The organism is Delftia sp. ASV31, from assembly GCF_016428765.1.
Classification (GTDB): Bacteria; Pseudomonadota; Gammaproteobacteria; order Burkholderiales; family Burkholderiaceae_C; genus Comamonas; species Comamonas acidovorans.
On record NZ_JAELTK010000030.1, the window covers coordinates 25982 to 51952 of the forward strand.

Annotated in this window: 22 protein-coding genes; 17 read left to right on the forward strand and 5 right to left on the reverse strand. The window is 68.1% G+C overall.

What is annotated here, in order from left to right; all coding sequences use genetic code 11:
* Positions 1–61: 61 nt before the first annotated feature.
* Complete coding sequence (locus tag JHD82_RS13045; RefSeq protein ID WP_374191646.1) at positions 62–1732, reverse strand: MFS transporter; 1671 nt, start codon at positions 1730–1732, stop codon at positions 62–64.
* 251 nt (positions 1733–1983) lie between these two features.
* A complete protein-coding gene (locus tag JHD82_RS13050; protein WP_012202773.1) occupies positions 1984–2487 on the reverse strand; it encodes an Lrp/AsnC family transcriptional regulator in 504 nt (167 codons plus the stop codon).
* Between the two features lie 188 nt (positions 2488–2675).
* Between JHD82_RS13050 and JHD82_RS13055 the strand changes: the two genes are divergently transcribed.
* From JHD82_RS13055 to JHD82_RS13075, 5 genes are all read left to right on the forward strand, one after another.
* Positions 2676–6257, forward strand: coding sequence for an indolepyruvate ferredoxin oxidoreductase family protein (locus tag JHD82_RS13055; protein WP_199136847.1), 3582 nt, complete (start codon positions 2676–2678; stop codon positions 6255–6257).
* A gap of 331 nt (positions 6258–6588) precedes the next feature.
* Positions 6589–6924, forward strand: coding sequence for a preprotein translocase subunit YajC (gene yajC / locus JHD82_RS13060; protein WP_012202771.1), 336 nt, complete (start codon positions 6589–6591; stop codon positions 6922–6924).
* Positions 6925–7015: 91 nt separating this feature from the next.
* Positions 7016–8938 carry a protein translocase subunit SecD gene (secD, locus tag JHD82_RS13065; RefSeq protein ID WP_043825337.1) on the forward strand — a complete coding sequence of 641 codons (1923 nt, stop codon included), beginning with the start codon at positions 7016–7018 and terminating at the stop codon, positions 8936–8938.
* 13 nt (positions 8939–8951) lie between these two features.
* Positions 8952–9902, forward strand: coding sequence for a protein translocase subunit SecF (gene secF / locus JHD82_RS13070; protein ID WP_012202769.1), 951 nt, complete (start codon positions 8952–8954; stop codon positions 9900–9902).
* 39 nt (positions 9903–9941) lie between these two features.
* Complete coding sequence (locus tag JHD82_RS13075) at positions 9942–12335, forward strand: DUF1631 family protein (protein ID WP_199136849.1); 2394 nt, start codon at positions 9942–9944, stop codon at positions 12333–12335.
* Positions 12336–12478: 143 nt separating this feature from the next.
* On the opposite strand, the gene dprA is transcribed toward JHD82_RS13075, so the two are convergent.
* Complete coding sequence (gene dprA / locus JHD82_RS13080) at positions 12479–13696, reverse strand: DNA-processing protein DprA (protein WP_199136851.1); 1218 nt, start codon at positions 13694–13696, stop codon at positions 12479–12481.
* 25 nt (positions 13697–13721) lie between these two features.
* Positions 13722–14927: a LysM peptidoglycan-binding domain-containing protein gene (locus JHD82_RS13085; protein WP_199136853.1), complete on the reverse strand. Its 1206-nt coding sequence runs from the start codon at positions 14925–14927 to the stop codon at positions 13722–13724.
* 199 nt (positions 14928–15126) lie between these two features.
* Between JHD82_RS13085 and def the strand changes: the two genes are divergently transcribed.
* The 8 genes from def to JHD82_RS13125 all read left to right on the forward strand — a co-directional run bounded on the left by def (position 15127) and on the right by JHD82_RS13125 (position 21032).
* On the forward strand, positions 15127–15639 hold the full coding sequence (gene def / locus JHD82_RS13090; protein ID WP_012202765.1) for a peptide deformylase: 513 nt from the start codon (positions 15127–15129) through the stop codon (positions 15637–15639).
* Positions 15636–16175 (forward strand): hypothetical protein, encoded by a 540-nt coding sequence (locus JHD82_RS13095; protein ID WP_063327534.1) that lies wholly within the window; start codon positions 15636–15638, stop codon positions 16173–16175. Before def ends, JHD82_RS13095 begins: the two co-directional genes overlap by 4 nt.
* A 35-nt stretch (positions 16176–16210) precedes the next feature.
* Entirely contained in the window at positions 16211–17194 is a 984-nt protein-coding gene (fmt, locus tag JHD82_RS13100; protein WP_199136855.1) for a methionyl-tRNA formyltransferase, read from the forward strand.
* Complete coding sequence (locus JHD82_RS13105; RefSeq protein WP_012202762.1) at positions 17191–18054, forward strand: AzlC family ABC transporter permease; 864 nt, start codon at positions 17191–17193, stop codon at positions 18052–18054. Before fmt ends, JHD82_RS13105 begins: the two co-directional genes overlap by 4 nt.
* Positions 18054–18389 carry an AzlD domain-containing protein gene (locus tag JHD82_RS13110; protein ID WP_012202761.1) on the forward strand — a complete coding sequence of 112 codons (336 nt, stop codon included), beginning with the start codon at positions 18054–18056 and terminating at the stop codon, positions 18387–18389. The genes JHD82_RS13105 and JHD82_RS13110 overlap by 1 nt, the downstream gene beginning before the upstream one ends.
* Before the next feature lie 193 nt (positions 18390–18582).
* Positions 18583–19776 carry a phosphoglycerate kinase gene (locus JHD82_RS13115; protein ID WP_043783159.1) on the forward strand — a complete coding sequence of 398 codons (1194 nt, stop codon included), beginning with the start codon at positions 18583–18585 and terminating at the stop codon, positions 19774–19776.
* A gap of 120 nt (positions 19777–19896) precedes the next feature.
* Entirely contained in the window at positions 19897–20436 is a 540-nt protein-coding gene (locus tag JHD82_RS13120; protein WP_012202759.1) for a hypothetical protein, read from the forward strand.
* Positions 20433–21032: a FlgO family outer membrane protein gene (locus JHD82_RS13125; protein ID WP_012202758.1), complete on the forward strand. Its 600-nt coding sequence runs from the start codon at positions 20433–20435 to the stop codon at positions 21030–21032. Before JHD82_RS13120 ends, JHD82_RS13125 begins: the two co-directional genes overlap by 4 nt.
* Before the next feature lie 74 nt (positions 21033–21106).
* Here JHD82_RS13125 and JHD82_RS13130 read toward each other — a convergent pair whose 3' ends face one another.
* A complete protein-coding gene (locus tag JHD82_RS13130; protein WP_034389732.1) occupies positions 21107–21988 on the reverse strand; it encodes a DMT family transporter in 882 nt (293 codons plus the stop codon).
* A gap of 88 nt (positions 21989–22076) precedes the next feature.
* Here JHD82_RS13130 and pyrF point away from each other — a divergent pair, with 88 nt between their 5' ends.
* The 4 genes from pyrF (at position 22077) to JHD82_RS13150 (ending at position 25954) form a co-directional block, all read left to right on the forward strand.
* On the forward strand, positions 22077–22904 hold the full coding sequence (gene pyrF / locus JHD82_RS13135) for an orotidine-5'-phosphate decarboxylase (protein ID WP_199136857.1): 828 nt from the start codon (positions 22077–22079) through the stop codon (positions 22902–22904).
* Between the two features lie 20 nt (positions 22905–22924).
* Positions 22925–23830, forward strand: a complete 906-nt coding sequence (locus JHD82_RS13140; RefSeq protein ID WP_012202755.1) for a LysR family transcriptional regulator — start codon at positions 22925–22927, stop codon at positions 23828–23830.
* A gap of 155 nt (positions 23831–23985) precedes the next feature.
* Entirely contained in the window at positions 23986–24969 is a 984-nt protein-coding gene (locus tag JHD82_RS13145; RefSeq protein ID WP_199136859.1) for a tripartite tricarboxylate transporter substrate binding protein, read from the forward strand.
* Between the two features lie 7 nt (positions 24970–24976).
* Entirely contained in the window at positions 24977–25954 is a 978-nt protein-coding gene (locus JHD82_RS13150) for a succinylglutamate desuccinylase/aspartoacylase family protein (RefSeq protein WP_199136861.1), read from the forward strand.
* The last annotated feature ends 17 nt before the right edge of the window (positions 25955–25971 follow it).

The window sequence follows — 25971 nt, forward strand, 5'->3', positions numbered from 1 at the left end:
CCGAGCAAGAGCCGCCTCGCGGCGAGGGCGCCGTCCCCCCAGGGGGAAGGCGCGCAGCGCCTCAGGGGGTATCAAAATACCTCGTGACGCGCGGCGGTTCCTTGCCCTTGTGATAGGCCAGCTTGCGGTCGCGCAGGGCCACGTCGGCGGCGGTGACGCGGTCGAAGCGGCGCAGGTGCTCGGTCCAGGATTCGTCGATGATCTGCTCCACATAGCGCTCGGGATGGCTCATGCTGTGCAGCAGGCTCCAGCCCAGCGCGCCCTGGCGCATGCGGCTGCGGCGGCTTTCCTGCATGAGGGCGCGGAAGGCCTCGGCCTGGGTGGGGTCGATCTGGTACTCGATGGTGACGACCACGCGGCCGGCTTCGGGGATGTTGACCTCGGGGCGCTGGAAGGCCTTGGAGGGACTCAAATCCTCCTCGATCTGGCGGTCGCGCACCAGGCGCTGGACCAGCAGCATGCAGACCACGCCGCTGGCGGCGGCCACCATGAGGCTGCCCCGCACGCCCACCATGCTGGCCACCTGTCCCCAGAGAGCGGCCCCTGTCGCCGTACCGCCCATGATGGACATCTGGTAGATGGACATGCCGCGCGCCCGCACCCAGTTGGGCAAGGCCATCTGGGCCGAGACGCCCAGCACGTTGGCGGTGGAGATCAGCGCCATGCCGGCCAGCATCATGGCCGGCACGGCCATGTAGACATTGGGCGACAGGGCCACGGCCAGCGTGGCCAGCGCATGCACGGCAGAGCCCGACCGGATCAGGCTTTCCTTGGACATGGCCTGGCGCAGGCGCGGCAGGAACATGGCACCCACGATGGCGCCCGCCCCCATGGAGGCCAGCAGCAGCGTGAAGGTCTCGGCGCCGCCGCCGCCCTCGGTGGGACCGTGCAGGCGCTGTGCCACCAGGGGCAGCAAGGCCATCACGGCCGTGCACTGCAGGAAGAAGCACACCGTGCGCGCCAGCACCGCATGCATGCGGGGCGACTCGCGTACGAACTGCAGGCCCACGCGCATGGCCGAAGGCAGGCGCTCGCGGCCCAGCGGGTTGGCCACATGGCGGCGCTTCCAGCGGATCAGCACGATGCCCGAGAGGATGGACAGCACGGCGTTCAGCACGAACACCCATGCGCTGCCCAGGCTGGCGATGATGGCGCCGGCCACCAGCGGGCCGATGATGCGCGAGGCGTTCATGGCCACGGCATTGAGCGCCATGGCCGAGGGCAGGTGGTGCTTGGGCACGAGTTCGGGAATCAGCGCCGAGAACACGGGCCAGCGCATGGCCAGGCCGATGCCGTTGGCAAAGGTCAGCACCAGCAGCCAGTGCGCCGTCATCTGGCCGGACAGCACGAACAGGCACAGCACCAGGGCCACGGCCGCCACCCAGAACTGGGTGACGATGAAGTAGCGGCGCCGGTCCAGGATGTCGGCCAGCGCGCCGCTGGGCAGGCCCAGCAGGAAGACGGGCAGCGTGGAGGCCGATTGCACCAGGGCCACCAGCACGGGCGAGGTGGTCAGCGAGGTCATGAGCCAGGCCGCCGCCACATCGTTCATCCACATGCAGGTGTTGGCCGCCATCCAGATCAGCCAGAGCATGCGGAAGGTGGGGCCGGACAGCGGCGCCCAGACGCCCTGCTGGGCCTGGGCCGTCTTGTGGCCTTCGGCCTCGGCAGCCGCCTTGTCGGCGGCCGTCATGCCTGACGGGTCTTCGATCAGGGTGCCCGGCGCCCCCATGCCCGAAGGCTCGGCCGGGGGCGGGGTGGAAGGCTCGGATTCAGAGGCAGGCGGCTGGGCGGGGACTGGTGTTGTTTGTTCTGCGGCCATGTGCCCCTGATTCTCGGCCCAAACGCGGGGGTGGCGCCAGAAATGGTTGTTGCACTAAGAACCACGATCACCGCCTTGCGCGGCAGGCGTTTTGCGCTACTTTTGCAGGAGCACACTGTCGCTTCGGCGCGACCTTCATAGGCCAGTCCGCCGGCCTGCGGCTACTGGTCCGGCAGGCCCTTGCCCGCCATGGGCCCCAGCTGGGACAGGGGCAGTGCATGGCTGGACTTGATCTCGCCCAGCGAGAAACTGGTCTGCATGTCCTTCACATTGGGCAGGTTCAGCAGCGTGTTGCGCGCGAACTGCGCAAAGCTGTCCAGGTCGCGCGCCACCACCTGCAGCTCGAAGGTGCCGGTGCCGCTGATGTAGTGGCAGGTCACGACCTCGGGCAGCTTGCGGATGGCGTCCTCCATCTCCAGCGTCAGCGTGCCGGCCGTGCGCACGGCATCGAGCCGCACGAAGGCCAGCACGCCCAGCCCGATCTTGTGGCGGTCGATGTCGGCGTGGTAGCCGCGGATGAAGCCCGCCTCCTCCAGCGCCCGCACACGGCGCCAGCAGGGCGCGGCCGACAGGCCCACGCGCTGGGCCAGCTCGGCATTGGTCAGCCGCGCATCGGCCTGCAGGTGGCCGAGGATGGCAATGTCGAATTTGTCCAAAGTTTGCACAAAACACCGTTTTTAAGAAAGATTCTTGCCAAGAATACTTGAAACAGCGCAAAGAAAGCAAAGACCTATCAGACGAGCACGAATACACTGAAAAAAGGCGATTTGGTTCAGACAACGAGTGCCGTGCATGCCTCTTTCCCGTTCCGGGCAGGACATGACAGGGCGCCGACCATCGATGGAGACAAGCCATGAATGCCCCACTGCCCGAAGACGTGCGCCGCGCCCTGGAGACGGTCACTCTCGACGACAAATACGCTCTGCAGCACGGCCGTGCGTTCATGAGCGGAGTGCAGGCCCTTGTGCGCCTGCCCATGCTGCAGCGCCAGCGCGACGCTGCAGCGGGCCTGAACACCGCAGGCTTCATCAGCGGCTACCGGGGCTCCCCGCTGGGCGGCTATGACCAGGCGCTATGGGCCGCAAAAAAACACCTCGAATCCAACAACATCGTCTTCCAGCCCGGCGTCAATGAAGAGCTGGGCGCCACGGCCGTCTGGGGCACGCAGCAACTGGATCTCTATCCCGAGACCAAGAAGTTCGACGGCGTCTTCGGCCTGTGGTACGGCAAGGGCCCGGGCGTGGACCGCTGCTCCGACGTGTTCAAGCACGCCAACATGGCGGGCACGGCCAGGCACGGCGGCGTGATCGCGCTGGCCGGCGACGACCACATCAGCAAGAGCAGCACGGCCGCCCACCAGAGCGACCACATCTTCAAGGCCTGCGGCACGCCGGTGTTCTTTCCCAGCAATGTGCAGGACATCCTGGACATGGGGCTGCACGCCTTTGCCATGAGCCGCTTCTCCGGCCTGTGGTCGGGCATGAAGACCATCCAGGAGGTGGTGGAGTCCTCGGCCAGCGTGTCGGTGGAGCCGGACCGCGTGAACATCATCCTGCCCGAGGACTTCCAGATGCCGCCCGGCGGCCTGCACATCCGCTGGCCCGATGCGCCGCTGGAGCAGGAGCAGCGGCTGATGAACTACAAGTGGTATGCGGCCCTGGCCTATGTGCGCGCCAACCGGCTCAACCACAACGTGATCGACGGTCCCAACGACCGCTTCGGCCTGATCGCCAGCGGCAAGGCCTACAACGACATGCGCCAGGCCCTGGCCGACCTGGGCCTGGACGACGACACCTGCCGCCAGCTGGGCATACGCGTGCACAAGGTCAACGTGGTCTGGCCGCTGGAGGCCACCATCACGCGCGACTTCGCGCGCGGCCTGCAGGAGATCCTGGTGGTGGAGGAAAAGCGCCAGGTCATCGAATACCAGATCAAGGAAGAGCTGTACAACTGGCGCTCCGACGTGCGGCCCAACGTGGTCGGCAAGTTCAGCGATGAGCACGGCGGCGAATGGTCGGTGCCCAATCCCAGCCAGGACTGGCTGCTGCGCCCCAATGCGGACCTGACGCCGGCCCTCATCGCGCGCGCCATCGTCCAGCGCCTGACCAAGATCGGCGTGCCCGAACACATCGCCCAGCGCATGCACGAGCGCATTGCCGTGCTGGACGCCCGCGAGGCCGCGCTCAAGGTGGCCCAGAGCCAGCCCACGGGCGACCGCGTGCCATGGTTTTGCAGCGGCTGCCCGCACAACACCAGCACCCGCGTGCCCGAGGGCAGCCGCGCCGTGGCCGGTATCGGCTGCCACTACATGACGGTGTGGATGGACCGCTCCACCAGCACCTTCACGCAGATGGGTGGCGAGGGCGTGACCTGGGTGGGCCAGGCGCCCTTCACCAAGGACGCCCATGTCTTCGCCAACCTGGGCGACGGCACCTACTTCCACAGCGGCCTGCTGGCGATACGCCAGAGCATCGCGGCCGGCGTGAACATCACCTACAAGCTGCTGTACAACGACGCCGTCGCCATGACGGGTGGCCAGCGCGTGGGCGAGCGGCCCGAGGGCCACTCGGTGCTGCAGATCATGAACAGCCTCAAGTCCGAAGGCGTGGCCAAACTGGTCATCGTCACCGACGAGCCCGCCAAGTACGACGGCGTGCCGCTGGCCGAGGGCGTGACCGTGCACCACCGCGACGAGCTGGACCGCATCCAGCGCGAGTTCCGCACCCTCAAGGGCTGCACGGCCATCATCTACGACCAGACCTGCGCCACCGAAAAGCGCCGCCGCCGCAAACGCGGCACGCTGGCCACGCCCGACAAGACCGTGGTCATCAACGAATTGGTCTGCGAAGGCTGCGGCGACTGCTCGGTGCAGTCCAACTGCCTGTCGGTCGAGCCGGTGGAGACCGAGTTCGGCCGCAAGCGCCGCATCAACCAGAACACCTGCAACAAGGACTACTCCTGCGTGAAGGGCTTTTGCCCCAGCTTCGTCACCATCGAAGGCGGCCAGCTCAAGAAGCCCAAGAAGGAGAAGAAGGGCGACCTGTCCATGCTGCCCGCCATCCCGGAGCCCTTGCTCCCCGTGGCCGAGCAGGCCTGGGGCATCGTCGTGGCCGGCGTCGGCGGCACGGGCGTGATCACCATCGGCTCGCTGCTGGGCATGGCCGCCCACCTGGAGGGCAAGGGCGTGATCACCCAGGACGCGGCCGGCCTGGCGCAAAAGGGCGGCTCCACCTGGAGCCACATCCAGATCGCCAACCGCCCCGAAGCCATCTACACCACCAAGGTGGACATGGCCAAGGCCGACCTGGTGATCGGCTGCGACCCCATCGTCACGGCCACGCCGACCACCATGTCCGTGATGCAGCCGGGCCGCACCTTCGTGGCGCTCAACAGCCACGGCTCGCCCACGGCAGCCTTCGTCACCAACCCTGACTGGCAGGCGCCGGACGACCGCTGCGTCAGCGCACTGGCCCAGGCCGTGGGCCCCGAGCTGCTGGGCAGCTTCGACGCCGAGCAGGTGGCCGTGCAGCTGCTGGGCGACAGCATCTACACCAACCCGCTGATCCTGGGCTACGCCTGGCAAAAGGGCCGCGTGCCGCTGTCGCATGCCGCGCTGATGCGCGCCATCGAACTCAACGGCGTGCAGGCCGACAACAACAAGGCCGCCTTCGAGTGGGGCCGCCGCTGCGCCCATGACCTGGCTGCCGTGCGCGCCCTGTTCCAGACGGCCCAGGTGATCCAGTTCGTCAAGAAGCCCTCGCTGACCGAGATGGTGGCCAAGCGCGTGGACTTTCTCACGGGCTACCAGAACGCCGCCTATGCAGCCGAGTACCAGGCCTTCGTGGACAGGGTCCATGCCGCCGAGCGCGGCGTGGCGGGCTCCGGCACACGCCTGTCGGAGGCCGTGGCCCGCTATCTGTTCAAACTCATGGCCTACAAGGATGAGTACGAGGTCGCGCGCCTGCACACCGATGCGGCCTTCAGCCAGCGCATCGCCGGCATGTTCGAGGGCGACTACCGCGTGGTCCACCACCTGGCGCCGCCGTCGTCGGCCGGCAAGGACGAGCACGGCCATCTGGTCAAGAAGTCCTACGGTCCCTGGATGCGCAAGGCCATGGAAGTGCTGGCGAAGATGAAGGGCCTGCGCGGCACGGCGCTGGACCCCTTCGGCCGCACGCAGGAGCGCCGCACCGAGCGCGCCCTGATCCAGGAATACCGCCAGTGCATCGAAGGCCTGCTGGCCGAACTCACGCCCGAGCGCATGGCGCTGGCCGTGGAGATCGCCAGCATTCCCGAGGACATCCGCGGCTACGGCCATGTCAAGGAGCGCAACCTGGCAGCGGCCCGCATCAAGTGGAAGGCGCTGATGGCACGCTGGAGCGCACCGTCACGGGGTGCCGGCAGCACGGGCAAGCCCGCCGTCGGCGTCGCCTGAAACCACACGGACCGCCCCGCTCCAGGGGCCTCCTGTAAGATCGCTGCCGCCGCCCGCACCGCAAGGTGTGGGCGGCGCGGCTCCGTCAGGGTCCGTTTCATGGACCGTCAAGCCGGGCGCAAAAATCACGAAAAACCGCGCCCTACCCCTTTAAAAACGGCAGATGGCAGCCAGTTGCAGCCATCGTCGCCGAAAAACCCGCAGCCGCCAGATCCTGGCAGCCCATGTGGGTCAGGGCTGACGCATACAATGCTCCGTTCTCCTGCGCGGGCCCGTGCATACGGCGTGCGCAGCGACCCTTTTTCGACCTTCCAATCCTGGAGTCTTGCCCGTGTTTATTTCTTCCGCTTTTGCCCAGACCGCACCCGCAGCAGCAGCCTCCGGTGGCGACTTCATGTCGCAGCTGTACGGCATGGCACCGCTGGCACTGATGTTCGTGGTGCTGTACTTCGTGATGATCCGCCCCCAGATGAAGCGCCAGAAGGAGCACCGCTCCATGATCGAGGCGCTGGCCAAGGGCGACGAAGTGGCAACGTCCGGCGGCATCATCGGCCGCGTGACACGCATGTCCGAGCAATTCCTGCACATCGAGATCGCCTCGGGTGTGGAAGTCCAGATCCAGCGCAGCGCCGTCGTACAGGTGCTGCCCAAGGACACGCTGAAGTAAGCGCTGTCCCTGTCTTGCGGGTGTGCGGACCGCGCAGGCGGCAGCACACCCTTTTGTGCGTTGCTGTCTACAAAGAGCGAAGAGCGCGATCATGAACCGATATCCGGTCTGGAAGTACGCGATCATCGTGATCGCGCTGCTGGTGGGGGTGCTCTACACCCTGCCCAATTTTTTCGGTGAGGCGCCTGCCGTGCAGGTCTCCTCGGCCAAGGCCACCATCAAGGTGGACAACGCGGTGCTGCACAGGGTCGAGGAGGCCTTGAAGGCCGCCGATGTCAAGCCCGATGTGCTGACCATCGAGGGCACCTCGGTGCGGGCGCGCTTCAACACGCCCGACGAGCAGCTCAAGGCCAAGGACGTGATCCAGAAGGCCCTGATCCCCGATGCCAACGACCCGGCCTACATCGTGGCGCTGAACCTGGTGTCGCGCTCGCCGCAATGGCTCACGGCCGTCGGCGCCAAGCCCATGTACCTGGGCCTGGACCTTCGCGGTGGCGTGCACTTCATGCTGCAGGTGGACATGGCTGCGGCCCTGACCAAGAAGGCCGACTCCTTTGCCGGCGACCTGCGCACCTCGCTGCGCGACAAGAACATCCGCCACGGCGGCGTCTCGCGCAACGGCAACACCGTCGAGATCCGCGTGCGCGACGAGGCCATGCTCACGGCCGCACGCAATCTGGTCACCGACCAGTTCCCCGATCTGGCGGCCACCTCCGAGCCTGATGGCGCCGGCTTCAAGCTGCTGGCATCCATCAAGCCCGAAGCCCTGCGCAAGGTGCAGGAGCAGGCGCTCAAGCAGAACATCGTCACCCTGCACAACCGTATCAACGAGCTGGGCGTGGCCGAGCCCGTGATCCAGCAGCAGGGTCTGGACCGCATCATCGTCCAGTTGCCCGGCGTGCAGGACACGGCCAAGGCCAAGGACATCCTGGGCCGCACGGCCACGCTGGAAGTGCGCCTGGTCGACGAATCCTCCGAGGCGCGCGGCGCCGAGCTGGGCTCGGGTCCCGTGCCCTTCGGCTCCGAGCGCTACCTGGACCGCAACGCCCAGGCCGTGATCGTGCAAAAGCAGGTCGTGCTGACCGGCGAGAACCTCACCGACGCACAGCCCGGCTTCGACAGCCAGACCCAGGAACCCACGGTCAACCTGGTGCTCGATGCCAAGGGCGCGCGCATCTTCAAGGACATCACGCGTGAGAACGTGGGCAAGCGCATGGCCATCATCCTGTTCGAAAAGGGCAAGGGCGAGGTCGTGACGGCTCCCGTGATCCGCACCGAGATCGGTGGCGGACGCGTGCAGATCTCGGGCCGCATGACCACGGCGGAAGCCAACGACACGGCCCTGCTGCTGCGCGCCGGCTCTCTGGCCGCGCCCATGGAGATCATCGAGGAATACACCATCGGCCCCAGCCTGGGGGCCGACAACATCAACCGCGGCATCCACTCCGTGGTCTGGGGCCTGGTGGCCATCGCGGCCTTCATGTGCGTGTACTACATGCTGTTCGGCGTGATCTCCACGGTGGCCCTGTCGGTCAACGTGCTGCTGCTGCTGGCCATCCTGTCCATGCTGCAGGCCACGCTGACCCTGCCCGGCATCGCCGCCATGGCGCTGGCGCTGGGCGTGGCCATCGACTCCAACGTGCTGATCAACGAGCGCATTCGCGAGGAGCTGCGCGGCGGCGTCTCGCCGCAGGCCGCCATCCATGCGGGCTACGAGAACGCATGGCACACCATCCTGGACTCGAACGTGACCACGCTGATCGCGGGCCTGGCGCTGCTGGCCTTCGGCTCCGGCCCGGTGCGCGGCTTCGCCGTGGTGCACTGCATCGGCATCCTGACCAGCATGTTCTCGGCCGTGTTCTTCTCGCGCGGTCTGGTCAACCTCTGGTACGGCCGCCGCAAGAAGCTCAAGAGCATCTCCATCGGCCAGGTCTGGAAGCCGGAAGACACCAGCCAGCTGCGCTCCGTGGCTGCCAAGGGTTCCAGCGTCGCCGATTCCGGCGCCAACAACTGAAAGGGGGAAGACCATGGAGTTCTTCCGCATCCGCAAAGACATCCCCTTTATGAAGTACGCGTTGGTCCTCAACGCGATCTCCTTCATCACCTTCGCGCTGGCCGTGTTCTTCCTGCTCACGCGCGGCCTGCACCTGTCCGTGGAGTTCACGGGCGGCACCGTGATGGAGGTGGCCTATACCCAGACCGCCGACATCGCCAAGGTGCGCGATACCGTCTCCAAGCTGGGCTACAGCGACGTCACGGTGCAGAACTTCGGCACGTCGCGCGACGTGATGATCCGCCTGCCCGTGCAAAAGGACGTGTCCTCCGCGCAGCAAAGCGAGCAGGTGCTCACGGCGCTCAAGAAGGAAGACGCCGAAGTCACGCTGCGCCGCACCGAGTTCGTGGGCCCGCAGGTGGGTGACGAGCTCATGCACAACGGCCTGATGGCCCTGGGCTTCGTGGTGCTGGGCATCGTGATCTACCTGGCCATGCGCTTCGAATGGAAGTTCGGCGTGGCCGCCGTGATCGCCAACCTGCACGACGTGGTCATCATCCTGGGCTTCTTCGCGTTCTTCCAGTGGGAGTTCTCGCTGTCCGTGCTGGCCGGCGTGCTGGCCGTGCTGGGCTACTCGGTCAACGAGTCGGTCGTGATCTTCGACCGTATCCGCGAAGCCTTCCGCAAGTTCCGCAAGCTCAGCACCACCGAGGTGATCGACCACGCCATCACCAGCACGATGAGCCGCACCATCATCACCCACGCCTCCACCGAGGCCATGGTGCTGTCCATGTTCTTCTTCGGCGGTCCCAGCCTGCATTACTTCGCGCTGGCGCTGACCATCGGCATCCTGTTCGGCATCTATTCCTCGGTCTTCGTGGCCGCCGCCATCGCCATGTGGCTGGGCGTCAAGCGCGAGGATCTGATCAAGGCGCCCAAGGCTTCCACGGACCCCAACGATCCCAACGCCGGCGCCACTGTGTAAGCGAATGTTCTAGCTCCAGACCGGCTTACACTCGCGGGCATGCCCTCCCTGCCCACCCCTTCCAACGCGCCTGCTGGCGCCCAGTCTTCACTGGGCCAGCAGGCGCGTTTGCATTGGGTGCGTGGACTGTGCAAGGGCCTTCCCGGCGTGGCCCAGCAGCTGCTGGCCCAGATGGAACAACAGGCCCAGGCCGTGGGCACCGCACGTGAAATGCAGGAGCGTCGCGAGGCCTGGTCCAGCTACCGCCAGCACCAGACGGCCTGGCTGAATGCCTGCATGCAGGCCCTGCAGGGCGCACTGCAGCCGGGCAGGGCCACACCGGCCTCCGTGCCACAGCGCGGGGCGCTGCAGTTCGAGCTGCTCAGCGACGATGTGGTGGAGAACAAGATCCTGGCCTCCCGCATGGCGCTGGCCATGGGGGAAACCACGGCACCCGTCTTCGATACGCTGCGCCTGCGCATGCAGGCCATCGAAAACCAGGAACTGCCATCCGACGACATTCTGCGCAGCGAGTCCGTGTGCCGCCATCTGGTCGAGCAATGGCTCGCCAGCGGCCTGCAGCGCGGCGATCTGCAGCGCGTGAACGATCTGCTGCAGACAGCCCTGGCACCGCTGCTGGTGGCCGGATACCAGGCGGCCCACCAACTGCTGGACGGCCAGGGCGTCACCCGTTCGCAGGACGTGGCCATGCGGGTGCGGCGCACCGAGGGTGGCCACTCCACGCGAGCCATGGGCCTGGGCCCGGCCACGGCGCCTGCCTCGACCTCGCAGCCTTCCTCGGCCTATGCGCCCACGCAGATGGGTGGCGTGCCGGGCGCTGCCGCCTCCTATCCGCCCAACGGAGCACTGCCCCAGGGCCAGATGCCCGTGGGCCTGACAACACTTTCGCGCGCACGCCACCGCGCCCATGAAGTCGTGGGCCAATTGCGCCGCCTGCTCATGCAGCCGGGCGTGGGCGTGCCGGGCCTGGTGCCCGGCGTGGGCGGCGTGGGCGGTGGCCTGCAGCAGGCCCCCGCATCGGCCGCGCTGACCCAGGCCCTGCTGGAGCAGCGCGTCGTGGCCCAGACGCAGTACCAGCAGATGCTGGCCCGGGGACTGACCACGCTGCAAATCGATGCCAGCCCGGCCGCCATCGGCCAATTGGTGGGCCAGGTGCGCGAGCGCTCGGCCGAGCTCAAGCGCAAGGCCACCACCTCGGGCGAAAAGGCCACCATCGAGATCGTGGCCCTGATGTTCCAGGCCATCCTGACCGAGGACCGCATCCCGCCCTCGGTGCGCGTATGGTTTGCCCGGCTGCAGGTGCCCGTGCTGCGCGTGGCCCTGGCCGAGCCGGAATTCTTCAGCAACCTGCGCCACCCGGCCAGGCTGCTGATCGACCGCCTGGGTTCGTGCGTGATGGGGTTCGACGCCTCCAGCATCAGCGGCAGCGCGCTGGAGTCGGAGATCCGGCGCATCGTCCAGGTCATCGAGCAGTACCCGGAGACCGGCCAGAAGGTCTTCGTGCTGGTGCTGCGCGAGTTCGAGGACTTCCTGGCGCGCTACCTGACCCAGTCGCAGGACAAGGCCAAGATCGTCAGCGTGGCCCAGCAGGTGGAGCAAAAGGAAACCCTGGCCATCCAGTACACGATCGAGCTGCGCCACCTGCTCACCGACATGCCGGTGCGCGAAGAGATCCGCGAGTTCCTGTTCAAGACCTGGACCGAGGTGCTGGCCCTGGCCGCCGTGCGCCACGGCGCCAAGGACGCGCGCACCATGCGCTTCAAGCAGGCCGCCAGCGAACTGGTCTGGGCCGCCAGCGCCAAGCCCACGCGCCAGGAACGCTCGCGCGTGATCCAGACGCTGCCGACGCTGCTGCAGACGCTGCGCGAAGGGCTGGCCCTGATCGGCGTCACGGGCGAGGGGCAGTCCGCACGCATCAAGCTGGTCACCGACACGCTGGCCGAGGCCTTCGTCTCCAAGACAGCGACCATCGCACCGGCCCGCATCGAGGCCATGGCCCAGCGACTGTCCCATCTGGAGCAGTACATCAGCGAAGACGGCATGCTCGACGAGGACATGCCGCTGTCGCCCGAGAACATCGAGATGATCCTGGGCGTGGACACGGCCGGTCTCAACGTCATCCCGAGCACCAACACCCCCGTGGACCCGGTGATGCTGGAGTGGGCCACCTCGCTGGAGCCGGGCCGCTGGTTCACGCTGGACCACAACGGCGCGCGCATCCAGGTGCAATACACCTGGCGCAGCCGCCGCAAGCAGCTGCACCTGTTCGCCGCGCTCGATGGCACCTGCCACCTGCTGCAGCTGCGGCGCATGGCCTCCTACCTGCAGTCCGGCCTGCTGTCCGTGCATGACGAAGAGGCGCTCACCGTGCGCGCGACGCGCGATGCGCTGGAGAAGATTCAGGCGAACCCTGAAAGGCTAAGCTCCCCCTGAGGCGCTACGCGCCTTCCCCCCGTGGCACGGCGCCTCTCTACTTGCTTCGCAAGGGAGGGGGACGACGCCCTCGGCTAGGCGCCCCCACCGCGAGGCGGCTCTTGCTCGGCGTCCCTGATGTTGGAGTGCGCCAGTTTTTGAGCTCAGGCGTGGGCCAGGCGCTGGAACAGGCCGCCGGGCAGGCGCTCCACGCGGCCTTCCAGTTCCAGCTCCAGCAGGTGGGCCTGCAGGGCTGCGGCGTCCATGCCTGTGCGGTCCATGAGCTCGTCCAGCGACAGCGGGTCGTGGGCCAGGGCGCGCAGGGTGGCGTCGTTCTCATGGTCCTGGGCGGACTGGACAGCTGCCGCTGCCGCCGCTGCTGCCGGTACGGGCTTGGCAATCGGCAGGCGCACGGCCGTTCCCTGCAGCTCATCGAGCACGTCCTGCGCCGTTTCCACGAGCTTGGCGCCCTGGCGCAGCAGCGCATGGCAGCCGCGCGATTGGGGCGCGTGGATGGAGCCGGGGATGGCAAAGACTTCGCGGCCCTGTTCGCTGGCCAGTCTTGCGGTGATCAGCGAGCCCGATTGCAGGGCCGCCTCGACCACCAGCGTGCCCTGGGACAGGCCCGCAATGATGCGGTTGCGCTGCGGAAAGTGCGCGGCCATGGGGCCGGTGCCCAGCGGATACTCGCTGACGATCAGCCCGTGGCTGGCCACTTCGCGGGCCAGGCCTATGTGGCGCCGTGGATAGACCTGGTCCAGGCCTGTGCCCACGACGGCAATGGTGACGGGCGCCGCCTGGGCGCCCGTGCGCAGCACCGCTCGCAGTGCGCCCTCATGGGCAGCGCCATCCACGCCCTGCGCCAGTCCGGAGACGATGCACAGGCCGGCCTCGGCCAGCGCCTGCGCCATGGCACGCGCATTGGCCGCGCCCTGGACCGTCGGCCCGCGGCTGCCGACCATGGCCAGGGACTGTGGATAGGGGAACCAGGGGCCCGGCCCTGTCATGCAGCGCTCGCTGCCCTGCACATGCAGCAGCAGCGGCGGATCTTCGGTCTGCAGCAGCGACTGCGGATACTGGGGATGGCCCAGCGCAAGCACGGCATGCAACTGCCCGGAAGCGGGCTGGTCCAGCCATTGCGCCGTGGCCGCCACAAGCTGCTCCAGGCGCTGGGGCACGGTCTGCAGCGAATGGGCCTGTGCCGCCGTCACCAGGCCTTGCCAGGCGGCTGGAGGGCCGCTCCAGATGTTCTGCGCGCCACCGCAGGCCGCCAGCAGGCGCCGCGCCGTGGTGCGGCCCACTCCGGGCGTCAGCAGCAGCCGAAGCCAGGCGGACAGCTCCTCGGGAGCGAGCCGGTCGGTGGACTGCAAGGCGGCCGCCATGGCGTTGCCGGCAGGCCGCTGGGGCTCAGGGAGCCGGCGAGGTCAGGCTGTCGCCCACCTCGACGCCGCGCCGCGCCTCCAGGATCAGCGCGTAGGAGACGCGATCGAAGGTGCGGAACACCATGGCATGGCCATTGCGTTCATCGGGCAGCTGCACCTGCTCCTTCTTGTCGCCCGTCTTGTCCACGATGCGCGCGCCACGGCGGCTCAGCTCCAGCACCGTGCCCACGTCCATGCCGTCCTGCGTGCCCTTGTTGATGGCAATGACCTGGTTGTTGGCCGCCCAGCGCACGGCCTGGTCGCCGTACAGCGACACCACATGGGCCTTCACGGCAGCCTGCGGCGCATGCGGCGCATAGTTCATGTAGGTTCGTTCCGGTGCGGGCAGCAGGCGGTCGCCAGCACGCATCTCGGTCTTGGCGCGCGACAGGTCCACCGTGGCGGGAGAGGCCTGCTCGTGCTTTTCGCCCTTGCTGTCCACGATCTCCAGCGAGGTCTCGCCCTCGATGAGATCGGCCAGGCCCAGGTACTTGGCCTCGTAGCCCAGCACCTCGCCGGAGATGGGGTCCTTGAGCGCCACCGCATCGCGGAAGACACGGTACTGGCGCGGCAGGCCTTCGCCCTTGCGCAGCGGCGCCTCGGCCGTGCCGCGTGCATAGGCGCGGTCACCGCTGGCCATGAGCACGCGCTCGTCCGTGGTGGCGATGAGGCGGGGTGCGCGCAGAAGCGTTTCGGCATCCACCACCAGCGGCTCGGCCAGGAAGGGCTCGATCAGATGGGGCTGCAGCGTGGGCAGGGCCGCCTGGGCCAGGGATTCGCTGCGCGTGCTCGGAGACACGCGCACCACACCGGGCTCGCCACCGTCGCCCATGGGACGCGCCGTGCTCAGGCGGGCATAGCCATCACGCTTGTCCAGGTACAGCACCTGGCCCGGATAGATGAGGTGGGGATTGGCGATGGCCTGCATGTTCATGCCCCACAGCTCGGGCCAGCGCCAGGGACGGCGCAGGTACATGCCGGAGATGCCCCACAGCGTGTCGCCGCGCTTGACGGTATAGCTGTCGGGCGCATCGGGCGCCAGCTCGCCCACGGGAACGCCCTGCTGGGCCACCTGCTGGGCGGCCGAGCGCTGCGATGCCGTCACCGGAAGCTGCTGCGCGTGGGCCGCTGCGAACGCAGCGATCAGGGCCGTTGCGACAGTCCAGGTACGAGCTGTGGCGAATGCAGTCATGGAATTCCTCTTCTTGTGGCTGACGCAGCGTCCCTCCTAGGCACTGCGGCACGACCGATCTTGTCATGAACGGCCATACAGGTCTTACAAATCAGCAAAGATTCTGCGTGCAAGGCCATGAGAGGGCAACGCTTATTGCGTCGTCCCGCTGCGCCCAGGCAGAAAAGTGGCGAAAATAACGACATTCACCGACCACGCCATGTCCATTCTGCCCATTCTTTGCTATCCCGACCCCCGCCTGCACACCGTCGCCAAGCCGGTTGCCAAGGTCGATGACCGCATTCGCCAGCTGGTCCAGGATATGTACGCCACCATGTATGACGCCCAGGGCGTGGGCCTGGCAGCCACCCAGGTGAACGTGCATGAGCGCGTGGTCGTGGTCGATGTCTCCGAAGGCCGTGACGAGCCCTTTGCGCTGATCAACCCGGAGCTGCTCTGGGCCAGCGAGGAAACGCAGCTGGGCGAAGAAGGCTGCCTGTCGGTGCCCGGCATCTACGACGGCGTCGAGCGCTCCACCGCCATCAAGGTCAAGGCGCTGGACGAGAACGGCAACGAACGCATCATCGAGGCCGAAGGCTTCAAGGCCATCTGCATCCAGCACGAGATGGACCACCTGATGGGCAAGGTCTTCGTCGAGTACCTGTCGCCGCTCAAGCGCAACCGCATCAAGACCAAGCTGCTCAAGCAGCAGAAACAGGCAGAACGCGCATGACCCACCTGCCAGCGCTTCGCTTCATGCCGCGCTGGAAGATGGACGGCGCGGGCCTCGTTGCCTGGGCGCTGCTTGCCCTGGCCTTGTCCCTGCTGCTTGCCGGCTGCGCCGTGCCCGAGTGGCAAAAGCCCGGCACGCCGCGCTCCGAGATCGAGCGCTCCATGGGCCGCCCGACCCTGAGCCTGCCGCTGGACGGTGGCGGCACGCGCCTGGTCTACAGCCGGCAGCCTGCGGGCCAGCAGGTCTACCACATGGATTTCGACGCCAGCCAGCGCTTGGTGCGCGTGGAGCAGGCGCTCACCATCGAACGCTTCCACGCCCTGCGCAATGGCGAGGACACCCGGGAAAGCGTGCGTCAGCTCTTCGGCCCGCCTGCGCTGATCGAGAGGGTCTACAGTTTCAACGGCGACATCTGGACCTACCGTATTCTGGAAAATGGCATTCGCCGCCAGGCCCATGTGCATATCGACCCCGCCGGCGTGGTGCGCCGCGTGATGTTCACCGACGAAGTGTTCAACGACGACGACCGTCGCTGAGCCGGCACACCGTCCCACTGTCCCTACTGGATTGCATGAGAGTCATTTTTGCCGGCACGCCCGAGTTCGCGCGCGTTGCCCTTGAACGCCTGCTCGCCGCGGGCTTTACCGTCCCCCTGGTGCTGACCCAGCCCGACCGTCCCGCCGGGCGCGGCATGAAGCTGCAGGCCTCGCCCGTCAAGCAGTGCGCGCTGGAGCATGGTATTGCCGTGGCCCAGCCGCGCAGCCTGCGCCTGGACGGCAAATACCCCGAAGAGGCCGCCGCCGCCCGCGCCGCCATCGAAGCGGCCCAGGCCGATGTCATGGTCGTGGCCGCCTACGGGCTGATCCTGCCGCAGTGGGTGCTCGATACGCCCCCGCGCGGCTGCCTGAACATCCACGCCAGCCTGCTGCCGCGCTGGCGCGGCGCCGCCCCCATCCACCGCGCCATCGAGGCCGGCGATGCCGAGACCGGCGTCACCATCATGCAGATGGACGCCGGCCTGGACACGGGCGACATGTGCCTGGTCGAGCGCCTGCCCATCACCGCCGACGACACCACGGCCAGCCTGCACGACAAGCTGGCCGACCTGGGCGGGCGCCTCATCGTCGAGGCGCTGGAGATGAGCGCCTGCGGCGGCCTGCCGCGCACGCCCCAGCCCGCCGAGGGCGTGAACTACGCGCACAAGATCGAAAAGGCCGAAAGCCAGATCGACTGGCGCCAGGATGCCGAGGCCATTGCCCGGCGCCTGCGCGCCTTCAACCCCTTCCCGGGCGGCGCCACGCAGTACGGCGATGAATCCATCAAGGTCTGGGAGGCTCACGCCGACCCCGCCATCGCCGTGGGGACGGCAGCCCCCGGCACCGTGCTGTCCGCAGGCGCCGACGGCGTGCGCGTGGCCTGCGGCCATGGCGTGCTGTGCATGACGCTGCTGCAGCGCGCGGGCGGCAAGCGGCTGGCGGCCGGCGATTTCCTGCGCGGCTTCGATCTGCCTGAAGGAGCCGTTCTGGACGGTGCTGCCAGCGGCGGCACGCCATGAACCTGCAGCCCCTGGTGGAGCGCGCACGCGGCATTGCGCGCGATCCCGCCTTCATGACCGGCGTGCGCGACATGTCGGGCACGGCGCTAGGCATAGGCGCCTGGGGCCTGGTCACGGGCGTGGCCATGATCAAGAGCGGCATGTCCTTGCCCCTGGCGCTGTTCATGGGCCTGCTGGTCTATGCCGGCAGTGCCCAGCTGGCCGTGCTGCCGCTGATGGCCGTGGGCGCGCCCATGTGGGTGGTCTGGTTCACGGCCATCTGCGTGAACCTGCGCTTCGTCATCCTCAGCAGCATGTGGCGCAGCTACTTTGCCCACCTGCGCCTGCGCCACCGCCTGGCCATCGCCTATTTCAGCGGCGACGTGATCTTCGTGGGCTTCATGAAGCGCTACCCTGATGCCCGGCCCCAGCCCGAGCAGCTGCCCTATTTCTGGGGCGCCGCATCGACCAACTGGCTGGCCTGGCAGATCCCGTCCACGCTGGGCATCCTGCTGGCCGACCAGGTGCCCCTGTCCTGGGGCCTGGGCTTTGCGGGCGTGCTGGCCCTGATGGGCGTGCTGCTGTCCATGCTCAACGACCGGGCCACCTGGGTGGCAGGCGTGGTTGCTGCCAGCGCGGCCGTGGCGGCCTTTGCGCTGCCGCTCAAGCTCAATATCCTCGTGGCCATCGCGGCAGCCGTGGCCGCAGGCCTGCTGGCGGAAACGCTGCAGCAGCGCCTGCGCGCCCTGCAGGCGCCTGAAAAAGGGGAGCCAGGCCCGGTGATTCTCCCGCCCGATACAGCCCGCGGCGAGCGCCATGCCCGGCTGCCGCTGGACGAAGACGCCCGGCCCGTGCAAACCAAGGAAAAGGAAACGCTCTGATGGATCTGTCCTGGCTGTGGCCCTGGCTGGCCTGCGTGGGCCTGGCGGCCATCACGCTGTTCACACGCGCCTTCTTCCTGATTCCAGAGCGCGAGGTGCCCTTGCCGCAATGGCTCAAGCGCGGCCTCAAGTACGCGCCGCTGGCGGCCCTGGCGGCCGTGATTGCGCCCGAGATCGTGATGACCAACGGCCGGTTGATCTCCACCGTGGTCGATGCGCGCCTGCCGGCCCTGGCTTGCGCGGTCATGTATTTTTTTTACAAGCGCAGCATCATGGGAACGATCGCGCTTGGCATGGCGGTCTATCTGCCACTGCATATCGGCCTGGGCTGGTAGGCGCAGCGCGGCCAAGAGCGGCCGAGAGCGCCCGGCTCCCCGGCTGAAACCGGATTACAGGCGGCTCCCGATGCCCCGGATCGCCGGTGCGCCCGCCCGCTGCCGGGGCGGGCACGCCGCCTACAATGGCCGCGCTTTACCTCTTTTTCGTTTCAATTCCATGGCGATCGCCACCGATCGCAACGCCGCCGTCATGAACATTCTCCGTTTCTCCGATCTGTGCGCCCAGGGCAAGGCCCAGGGCCAGCGCGTCTTCATCCGCGCCGACCTCAACGTGCCCCTGAACGATGCCGGCGAGATCACCGAGGACACGCGCGTGCGCGCCTCCGTGCCCGCCATCGAGATGGCGCTGAAGGCCGGCGCCGCCGTGATGGTGACCAGCCACCTGGGCCGCCCCACCGAAGGCGAGTTCAAGCCCGCCGATTCGCTGGCGCCCGTGGCCCGCCGCCTGGGCGAGCTGCTGGGCCGCGAAGTGCCCCTGGTCGCCGACTGGGTGGACGGCGTGCAGGTGGCGCCCGGCCAGGTCGTGCTGCTGGAGAACTGCCGCGTGAACGTGGGCGAGAAGAAGAACAAGGAAGAACTGGCCCGCAAGCTGGCCGCGCTGTGCGACATCTTCGTGCACGACGCCTTCGGCACTGCCCACCGTGCCGAAGGCACGACCTACGGCATCGCCCAGTTCGCACCCATTGCCTGCGCGGGTCCCCTGCTGTCGGCCGAGATCGACGCCATCACCAAGGCCCTGGCCAACCCGCGCCGCCCGCTGGCCGCCATCGTGGCCGGCTCCAAGGTGTCGACCAAGCTGACCATCCTGCAGTCGCTGGCCAAGAACGTGGACCAGCTCATCGTGGGCGGCGGCATTGCCAACACCTTCATGCTGGCCGCGGGCCTGAACATCGGCAAGAGCCTGGCCGAGGCCGATCTGGTCGGCGAGGCCCGCGCCGTGATCGACGCCATGGCCGCACGCGGCGCCGAGGTGCCGATTCCCACCGACGTGGTGGTCTCCAAGACCTTTGCGGCCGACGCGCCCGCCACCGTCAAGAAGGCCACCGAAGTGGCTGACGACGACATGATCCTGGACATCGGCCCCGAGACCGCCGCCCGCCTGGCCGAGCAACTGCGCAAGGCCGGCACCATCGTCTGGAACGGCCCCATGGGCGTGTTCGAGTTCGACCAGTTCGCCAACGGCACCAAGGTCGTGGCCCAGGCGATTGCCGAGTCCGACGCCTTCAGCATCGCCGGTGGCGGCGACACCCTGGCCGCCATCGCCAAGTACGGCATCGAGGACAAGGTCGGCTACATCTCCACGGGCGGCGGCGCCTTCCTGGAGGTGCTGGAAGGCAAGACCCTGCCCGCCTTCGAGATCCTGCAAAAGCGCGCCAACGGCTGAGCACGGCAACATCCGGATACGGGGCACTTTCTTGTCAGTGCCTCGCGGCGAAGCCACAATCGACACTTTGCGCAGCTGCAGCAATCCGCCGCAGCGCGCCCCCGCACCGAGGAGAAATCCATGCGATCGTTCAAATCCGCTGGCGGCCTGGCCCTGGCGGGCCTCTGCCTGGCCCTGGCGGGCTGCGTCAATGCACCGATGACCAGCTACTTCGAAGCCACGGCCCAGCCCAAGATCGGCGCTGCCGGCCACTGGGACTCCGTGGCCAACGATGTCGTCGCCAAGACGCTGGAAACACTGCAAAAGACCGGCATCGAGCGCACCACGCCAGTCCACGTGGCCCTGCCGGCCGAGCCCAGCCAGTTCGACAAGGGCTTTCGTGAGCTGATCATCACCAAGCTCGTGCAAAGCGGCGTGACCGTCATGCAGCAGCCGGCCCAGGCCCAGCTGCAGGTGAGCTACGGCGCCCAGGTCGTGCGCCACGGCAAGCGCCTGCCCAACCCCGAACTCGTGCTGACGACGACGGTGGTGCGCAACAACCAGTACCTGGCGCGCAAGACCGACGTCTACTACCTCGAAAAGAGCGACGCCGTGCTGTTCACGGCCGAGGACGAGCGCCCCGAATTCCCCGCCAAGAACCTGAAGGTGGTGGGCCAATGACACTGCGCACGCCCCTCCTGCCTGCCGCACTGGCTGCGGCGGCCCTGCTGTCCGCCTGCGCCGTGCCCGCTCCCGCGACCACGCCCGAATCGTCGGCCGCGCGCCGCGGCGAGCCCACCTACCAGTCGGCCGCAGCCAACCCCTTCATCGCCAGCAGCCGCGCTGCCGTGGACGAGCTGGTCAAGGGCCTGAACACCGAGGAACTGGGCGAAGCGCCCGTGCTCGTGGCCACCGTGGTCAACGTCAACGACCTGACGCGCTCGGCCCCCCTGGGCCGCACGCTCAGCGAGCTGTACGCCTCCCAGCTGTCCGCCAAGGGCTACAACGTCAAGGAGCTGAAGCTGCGCGGCGATGTGTACGTCAAGGAAGGCACGGGCGAGCTGCTGCTGTCGCGCGAGATCAAGGACATCGCCCGCAACCACAATGCGGCCCTGGTCCTGGTGGGCACGTACTCGGCGGCTGCCAAGTACACCTATGTGAGCCTGAAGCTGGTTCGCACCGACGACAGCCGCATCGTGCGCAGCCACGACTACGCGCTGCCCAACAACATCGACATCCAGCGCCTGCTGGGCGCCCCGGCCACGGCGCAACGCTGAGGCCCTGCAGCCTGACTGCGCCCGTGTGCGCAGTCAGGCTGCGTCTTCTTCTCCCGACCTTCCCCTGCTTGCCCTCAGCGGCCGCGCGCCGGCCACAGCACCGAGGCGATGGCCACCACCATCAGCGCCACGGCCGTCCAGTCCTGCCAGTGCAGCACCTCGCCCAGCCACCAGGCGCCGCTGAACACGCCCAGCACGGGGATCATCATCACGCTCAGCGTGGACGCCACGGGCGGCAGGCTGCGCGCCAGGAAGAACCAGACCGTCTGGCCAAAGCCCAGCACCAGCACGCCGTTGAAGACGATGGCGCCCGTGGCCTGGGCGTCGGGCCAGTGCCACAGGTGGCGCTCGAAGACGAAGGCCAGCACCGTGAGCGTCAGCGCGGTCAGCGCCACCATCCACAGCGTCATCGTCAGCAGGGGCACGGGCACCTCGGCGCGGCGCAGCTTCTGCGTGCCGAAGGCCCAGCTCAGCGCGGCGGCCAGCATCAGGCCCACGCCGATGGGGCGGCTGCCCAGGGCGCCGACCTCGTGCCACAGCAGCAGGAGCACGCCCGCCAAGGCCGCCGCCACACCCGCCCAGGCACGCGGCGCCAGCCGGTCATGGAAGAACAGGCTGCCCAGCACGGCCGAGAAGATGGGCATGGTGTAGCCCAGGATGGCCGCCCGCCCGCTGGACAGCATGGGGATGGCAATGATGATCAGGCTGTTCCACAGCACCATGTTGAACAGCGTCAGCTGCGCCAGCCGGGGCCAATAGGCGCGCGGCACGGCCAGCGGCAGGCGGCGCCAGACCACGAAGGCCGCCAGGATGGGCAGTCCCACCCACATCGAGGCCATGCGGAAACTCAGCGGCGGGAAATGCTGCACGCCCAGCTTCATCACCGGCCAGTTGATGCCCCAGATCAGGGTCAGCGCGATCAGCAAAAGGATTTGTCGGGCGGTGAAGGCAGGCATAGGCCGCCGATTGTGCCCGCGGGCCGCCAGGCCCGCTGGATGCCCGGCGACAGGCCCCGGGAAGGGCCGATCGCTAAAATCGCGCCCCATGACCTTTCTCGACATGCTGCGCAATGCCACCGCCCAGAACCAATCCATGCTGTGCGTGGGCCTGGACCCCGAACCCAGCCGCTTTCCTGCGGCCATGCGCGGCGATGCAAGCAAAATCTACGACTTCTGCGCCGCCATCGTCGACGCAACGGCCGACCTGGTGAACTCCTTCAAGCCCCAGATCGCCTACTTCGCGGCCCACCGCGCCGAAGACCAGCTGGAAAAGCTCATGGCGCACATGCGCGCCGTCGCGCCCCATGTGCCCATCATCCTGGACGCCAAGCGCGGCGACATCGGCTCCACCGCCGAGCAATACGCCAAGGAAGCCTTCGAGCGCTACGGCGCCGACGCCGTGACCCTGTCGCCCTTCATGGGCTTCGACTCCATCACGCCCTACCTGCAGTACGAGGGCAAGGGCGCCTTCCTGCTGTGCCGCACCTCCAACCCCGGCGGTGACGACCTGCAGGCCCAGCGCCTGGCCGACCTGCCGGGCCAGCCCCACCTGTTCGAGCATGTGGCGCGCCTGGCGCAGGGGCCCTGGAACACCAACGGCCAGCTCGGCCTGGTGGTGGGCGCCACGCGCCCGCAGGAGATCGAGCGCGTGCGTGAATTCGCGCCCTCGCTGCCGCTGCTGATTCCCGGCGTGGGCGCCCAGGGGGGCGATGCCGTGGCCACGGTCAAGGCGGCGCGCATCGGCGGCGGCCCCATCATCATCAATTCCTCGCGTGCGGTGCTCTATGCATCGCAGGGCGACAACTTCGCTGCCGCCGCGCGCACCGCCGCCCAGGCCACGCGCCAGACGCTGCAAGACGCAGCCGCCGCCTGAGACGGCAGGGAAGCCCGGCCATGCAAGGCAAATGGCTGGAAGACTTCCTGCTGCTGGCCCAGGAGCGCAGCTTCACGCGCGCGGCCGAGCTGCGCCATGTCACCCATCCGGCCTTCGGGCGGCGCATCCGCGCGCTGGAGGCCTGGGCCGGCACGCCCCTGGTCGAGCCCGGCGGCGGCCCCGTGCGGCTGACGCCGGCCGGCGAAGCCTTCCGCGATACGGCCGAGCAACTGGTGCGCACGCTGGCCCAGTCGCACGATGAACTGCAGGCCGTGGCCGGGCGCCAGGCCCGCGTGATCACCCTGGCCACGGGGCGCACGCTGGCGCGCACCATCGTGGCCGACTGGCTGACGCGCCACGGCAGCGTGCTGCAGACGGCCGAGCTGCGCGTGGTCACGCGCACGCTGGACGAGACCGTGGCCATGCTGCAGCGCGGCGAAGTCAGCTTCACGCTGGTCTACCACCACGCCGCCATTGGCGTGCGCCTGGACGGCCGCCAGTTCAGCTACCTGACGGTGATGCAGGACAGGCTGGTCCCCGTGGCCCGCGCCGATGCCCAGGGCCGTCCGCTGTACGAGCTGTCGGCCAGCCACCAGCCCGTCGCTCCCGTGCCCTACCTGGCCTTCTCCCACAGCATGGCCCTGGGCCGCCTGGTGGAAGACCACCTGGCCCGGCATCCGCTGGCGCCGCGCCTGCGCCGCTGCGTGGACTGCGACTCGGCCGACGCCCACTACGAATACGTGCTGCGCGGCCTGGGCCTGGCCTGGATGCCGTGGTCCATGGTGCGCGGCGACTGCCAGGCCGGCCGCCTGGCCGTGGCCGGCGACCCGGGCCTGGAAGTGCACTTCGACGTGCGCCTGTACCGTCCCAAGCGCCACCTGGGCCCCGCGGCCGAGCAGTTCTGGAGCGACATCACGGGCGCCTGACGGGTGCATGCATGCGCCCTCCTGGTGCAAACCCGCACCGAGCTGTGGAACAAGCGGGTTTTGGTGCTGCAATGGCTCCACCTCGTGCCGAATCAGCACCAAATGCCTGGGTAGTCCTTCGCACAATCAATCTCATACATTTCAGGAATAACCCCATGCCCAGCAAATCCCTCCTGCGCCGCACCGCCCTGGCCTGCGGCCTGCTGATCGCCGCCACCGGCAGCGCCTTGGCCGACGACGCCGCCAGCTACCCCAACCGCGCCATCACCATGATCGTGGGCTACCCTGCTGGCGGCAGCACCGACCTGGTGGGCCGCTTCGTGGCCGATGGCCTGGCCTCGCGCCTGGGCCAGCCCGTGGTGGTGGAGAACCTGGGCGGCGCAGGCGGCGCCATCGGGGCGCAAAAGGCCGTCAAGGCCACGCCCGACGGCTACACGCTGTTCGTGGGCGCCAACAACGAGCTGGCCATCGCACGGCTGATCAACAAGAGCATCAAGTACTCCATCGGCGACTTCACGCCCATCGGCATGATCGGCTCGCAGCCCATGGTGCTGGTGGCCTCGCAGAAGGCCGGCGTCAAGACAGCCGCCGAGTTCAGCGCCCTGGTGGCCAAGAACCCGGGCAAGTTCAGCTACGGCAGCTCGGGCGTGGGCACGGCACTGCACCTGGCCGGTGAAATGATCAAGGAGCAGGGCAAGCTGCACATGACCCACATCCCCTATCGGGGCGTGGCGCCCCTGACCACGGACCTGGTGGGCAACAACATCGAGTTCGGCATGTTCGTGCTGTCCTCGGGACTGCCCCAGATCCGCGCGGGCAAGGTCATCGCCCTGGGCACGACGGAGGCCAAGCGCTCGGCCATCACGCCCGACATCCCGGCCCTGTCCGAGCTGCCCCAGTACAAGAACGTGGACATCAACGTCTGGTTCGCGCTGATGGCGCCCAAGGGCCTGCCCGCACCCGTGGCCGCCAAGGTCAAGAAGGCGCTGGACGAGACCATGGCCTCGCCCGAGTTCCGCAAGAAGATGGAAGAGGCAGGCTCGGTGGTGGCCGATCCCAAGACGGATGCCGGCAAGTACATCAACGCCGAGATCGCCAAGTACACCAAGATCGTCCAGTTTGCCCACATCGAGAACTGAGCCAGCCATGGACGCTTTGCAATTTGACCTTCCCCTGCCCGACCTGAGCGCCTGGCGCGCGGGCAATACCGGTACCGAGGGCGTGTGGCAATTCGACTCGGGACGCCCGGGCCGCCACGTGATGATTTCCGCGCTGGTGCACGGCAACGAGATCTGCGGCGCCTGGGCCGTGTCCGGGCTGCTTCAGGCCCTGAACAACGGCCTGGCGCTGGACAACGGCCGCCTGACCCTGGTGCTGGCCAACCTCGATGCCTTCGACCGCTTCGACGCGGCCAGCCACGATGCCTCGCGCTTCGTGGACGAGGACATGAACCGCCAGTGGATAGACGCACGCATCGACGAGGGCAGCACCCGCGAGCGCCGCCGCGCCGCCGCGCTGCGCCCCTTCGTGCAGCAGGCCGACTGGCTGCTGGACCTGCATTCCATGCACGAGCCCTCGGCCCCGCTGCTGCTGACCGGCATGCAGCCGCGCAACCGCGATCTGGCACGCCAGATGGGCGCGCCGGCGAACATCGTCGTGGATGCCGGCCACAAGGACGGCACGCGGCTGCGCGACTACGGGCGCTTCGGCGTGCCCGACGCCGAGGCCGGCGACTCGCGCTCGCTGCTGATCGAATGCGGCTTCCACGGCGATCTGGCCAGCCGCGACGTGGCGCACGACCAGTGCCTGCGTTTCCTCGAAGTGGCCGCCATCTTCGACAACGGCGCGCTGCACGCCGCCCTGCCCGGCTGGAAGCAGGCCGACGCACCGGCCCAGTGGGCGCTGGAAGTCACGGCGCCCGTGGTGGCCAAGAGCAGCGGCTTTCGCTTCACGGCGCCGTTCACGGGGCTGGAGCGCTTCGAGAAGGCCGGCACGGTGATCGGCGACAACGATGGCGAGCCGGTGATCACGCCCTATGGCGACTGCGTGCTGGTCATGCCCTCGGTGCGCCAGGCGCGCGCGGGCGTGACCGTGGTGCGCTTTGCCAGGCGCTCGCCGCTCTGAGCGGCACGCTTCAACCG

Excerpts from the sequence above, each read along its gene's own strand:
- JHD82_RS13140 (WP_012202755.1), top strand. The coding sequence starts at position 22,925 with ATGCAAGGCAAATGGCTGGAAGACTTCCTGCTGCTGGCCCAGGAGCGC.
- JHD82_RS13095 (WP_063327534.1), top strand. The coding sequence starts at position 15,636 with ATGACCCACCTGCCAGCGCTTCGCTTCATGCCGCGCTGGAAGATGGAC.
- JHD82_RS13110 (WP_012202761.1), top strand. The coding sequence starts at position 18,054 with ATGGATCTGTCCTGGCTGTGGCCCTGGCTGGCCTGCGTGGGCCTGGCG.
- fmt (WP_199136855.1), top strand. The coding sequence starts at position 16,211 with ATGAGAGTCATTTTTGCCGGCACGCCCGAGTTCGCGCGCGTTGCCCTT.
- JHD82_RS13120 (WP_012202759.1), top strand. The coding sequence starts at position 19,897 with ATGCGATCGTTCAAATCCGCTGGCGGCCTGGCCCTGGCGGGCCTCTGC.
- JHD82_RS13055 (WP_199136847.1), top strand. The coding sequence starts at position 2,676 with ATGAATGCCCCACTGCCCGAAGACGTGCGCCGCGCCCTGGAGACGGTC.
- JHD82_RS13125 (WP_012202758.1), top strand. The coding sequence starts at position 20,433 with ATGACACTGCGCACGCCCCTCCTGCCTGCCGCACTGGCTGCGGCGGCC.
- JHD82_RS13150 (WP_199136861.1), top strand. The coding sequence starts at position 24,977 with ATGGACGCTTTGCAATTTGACCTTCCCCTGCCCGACCTGAGCGCCTGG.
- JHD82_RS13115 (WP_043783159.1), top strand. The coding sequence starts at position 18,583 with ATGAACATTCTCCGTTTCTCCGATCTGTGCGCCCAGGGCAAGGCCCAG.
- pyrF (WP_199136857.1), top strand. The coding sequence starts at position 22,077 with ATGACCTTTCTCGACATGCTGCGCAATGCCACCGCCCAGAACCAATCC.
- def (WP_012202765.1), top strand. The coding sequence starts at position 15,127 with ATGTCCATTCTGCCCATTCTTTGCTATCCCGACCCCCGCCTGCACACC.
- JHD82_RS13130 (WP_034389732.1), bottom strand. The coding sequence starts at position 21,988 with ATGCCTGCCTTCACCGCCCGACAAATCCTTTTGCTGATCGCGCTGACC.
- secF (WP_012202769.1), top strand. The coding sequence starts at position 8,952 with ATGGAGTTCTTCCGCATCCGCAAAGACATCCCCTTTATGAAGTACGCG.
- secD (WP_043825337.1), top strand. The coding sequence starts at position 7,016 with ATGAACCGATATCCGGTCTGGAAGTACGCGATCATCGTGATCGCGCTG.
- JHD82_RS13105 (WP_012202762.1), top strand. The coding sequence starts at position 17,191 with ATGAACCTGCAGCCCCTGGTGGAGCGCGCACGCGGCATTGCGCGCGAT.
- JHD82_RS13075 (WP_199136849.1), top strand. The coding sequence starts at position 9,942 with ATGCCCTCCCTGCCCACCCCTTCCAACGCGCCTGCTGGCGCCCAGTCT.
- JHD82_RS13045 (WP_374191646.1), bottom strand. The coding sequence starts at position 1,732 with ATGGGGGCGCCGGGCACCCTGATCGAAGACCCGTCAGGCATGACGGCC.
- JHD82_RS13145 (WP_199136859.1), top strand. The coding sequence starts at position 23,986 with ATGCCCAGCAAATCCCTCCTGCGCCGCACCGCCCTGGCCTGCGGCCTG.
- dprA (WP_199136851.1), bottom strand. The coding sequence starts at position 13,696 with ATGGCGGCCGCCTTGCAGTCCACCGACCGGCTCGCTCCCGAGGAGCTG.
- JHD82_RS13085 (WP_199136853.1), bottom strand. The coding sequence starts at position 14,927 with ATGACTGCATTCGCCACAGCTCGTACCTGGACTGTCGCAACGGCCCTG.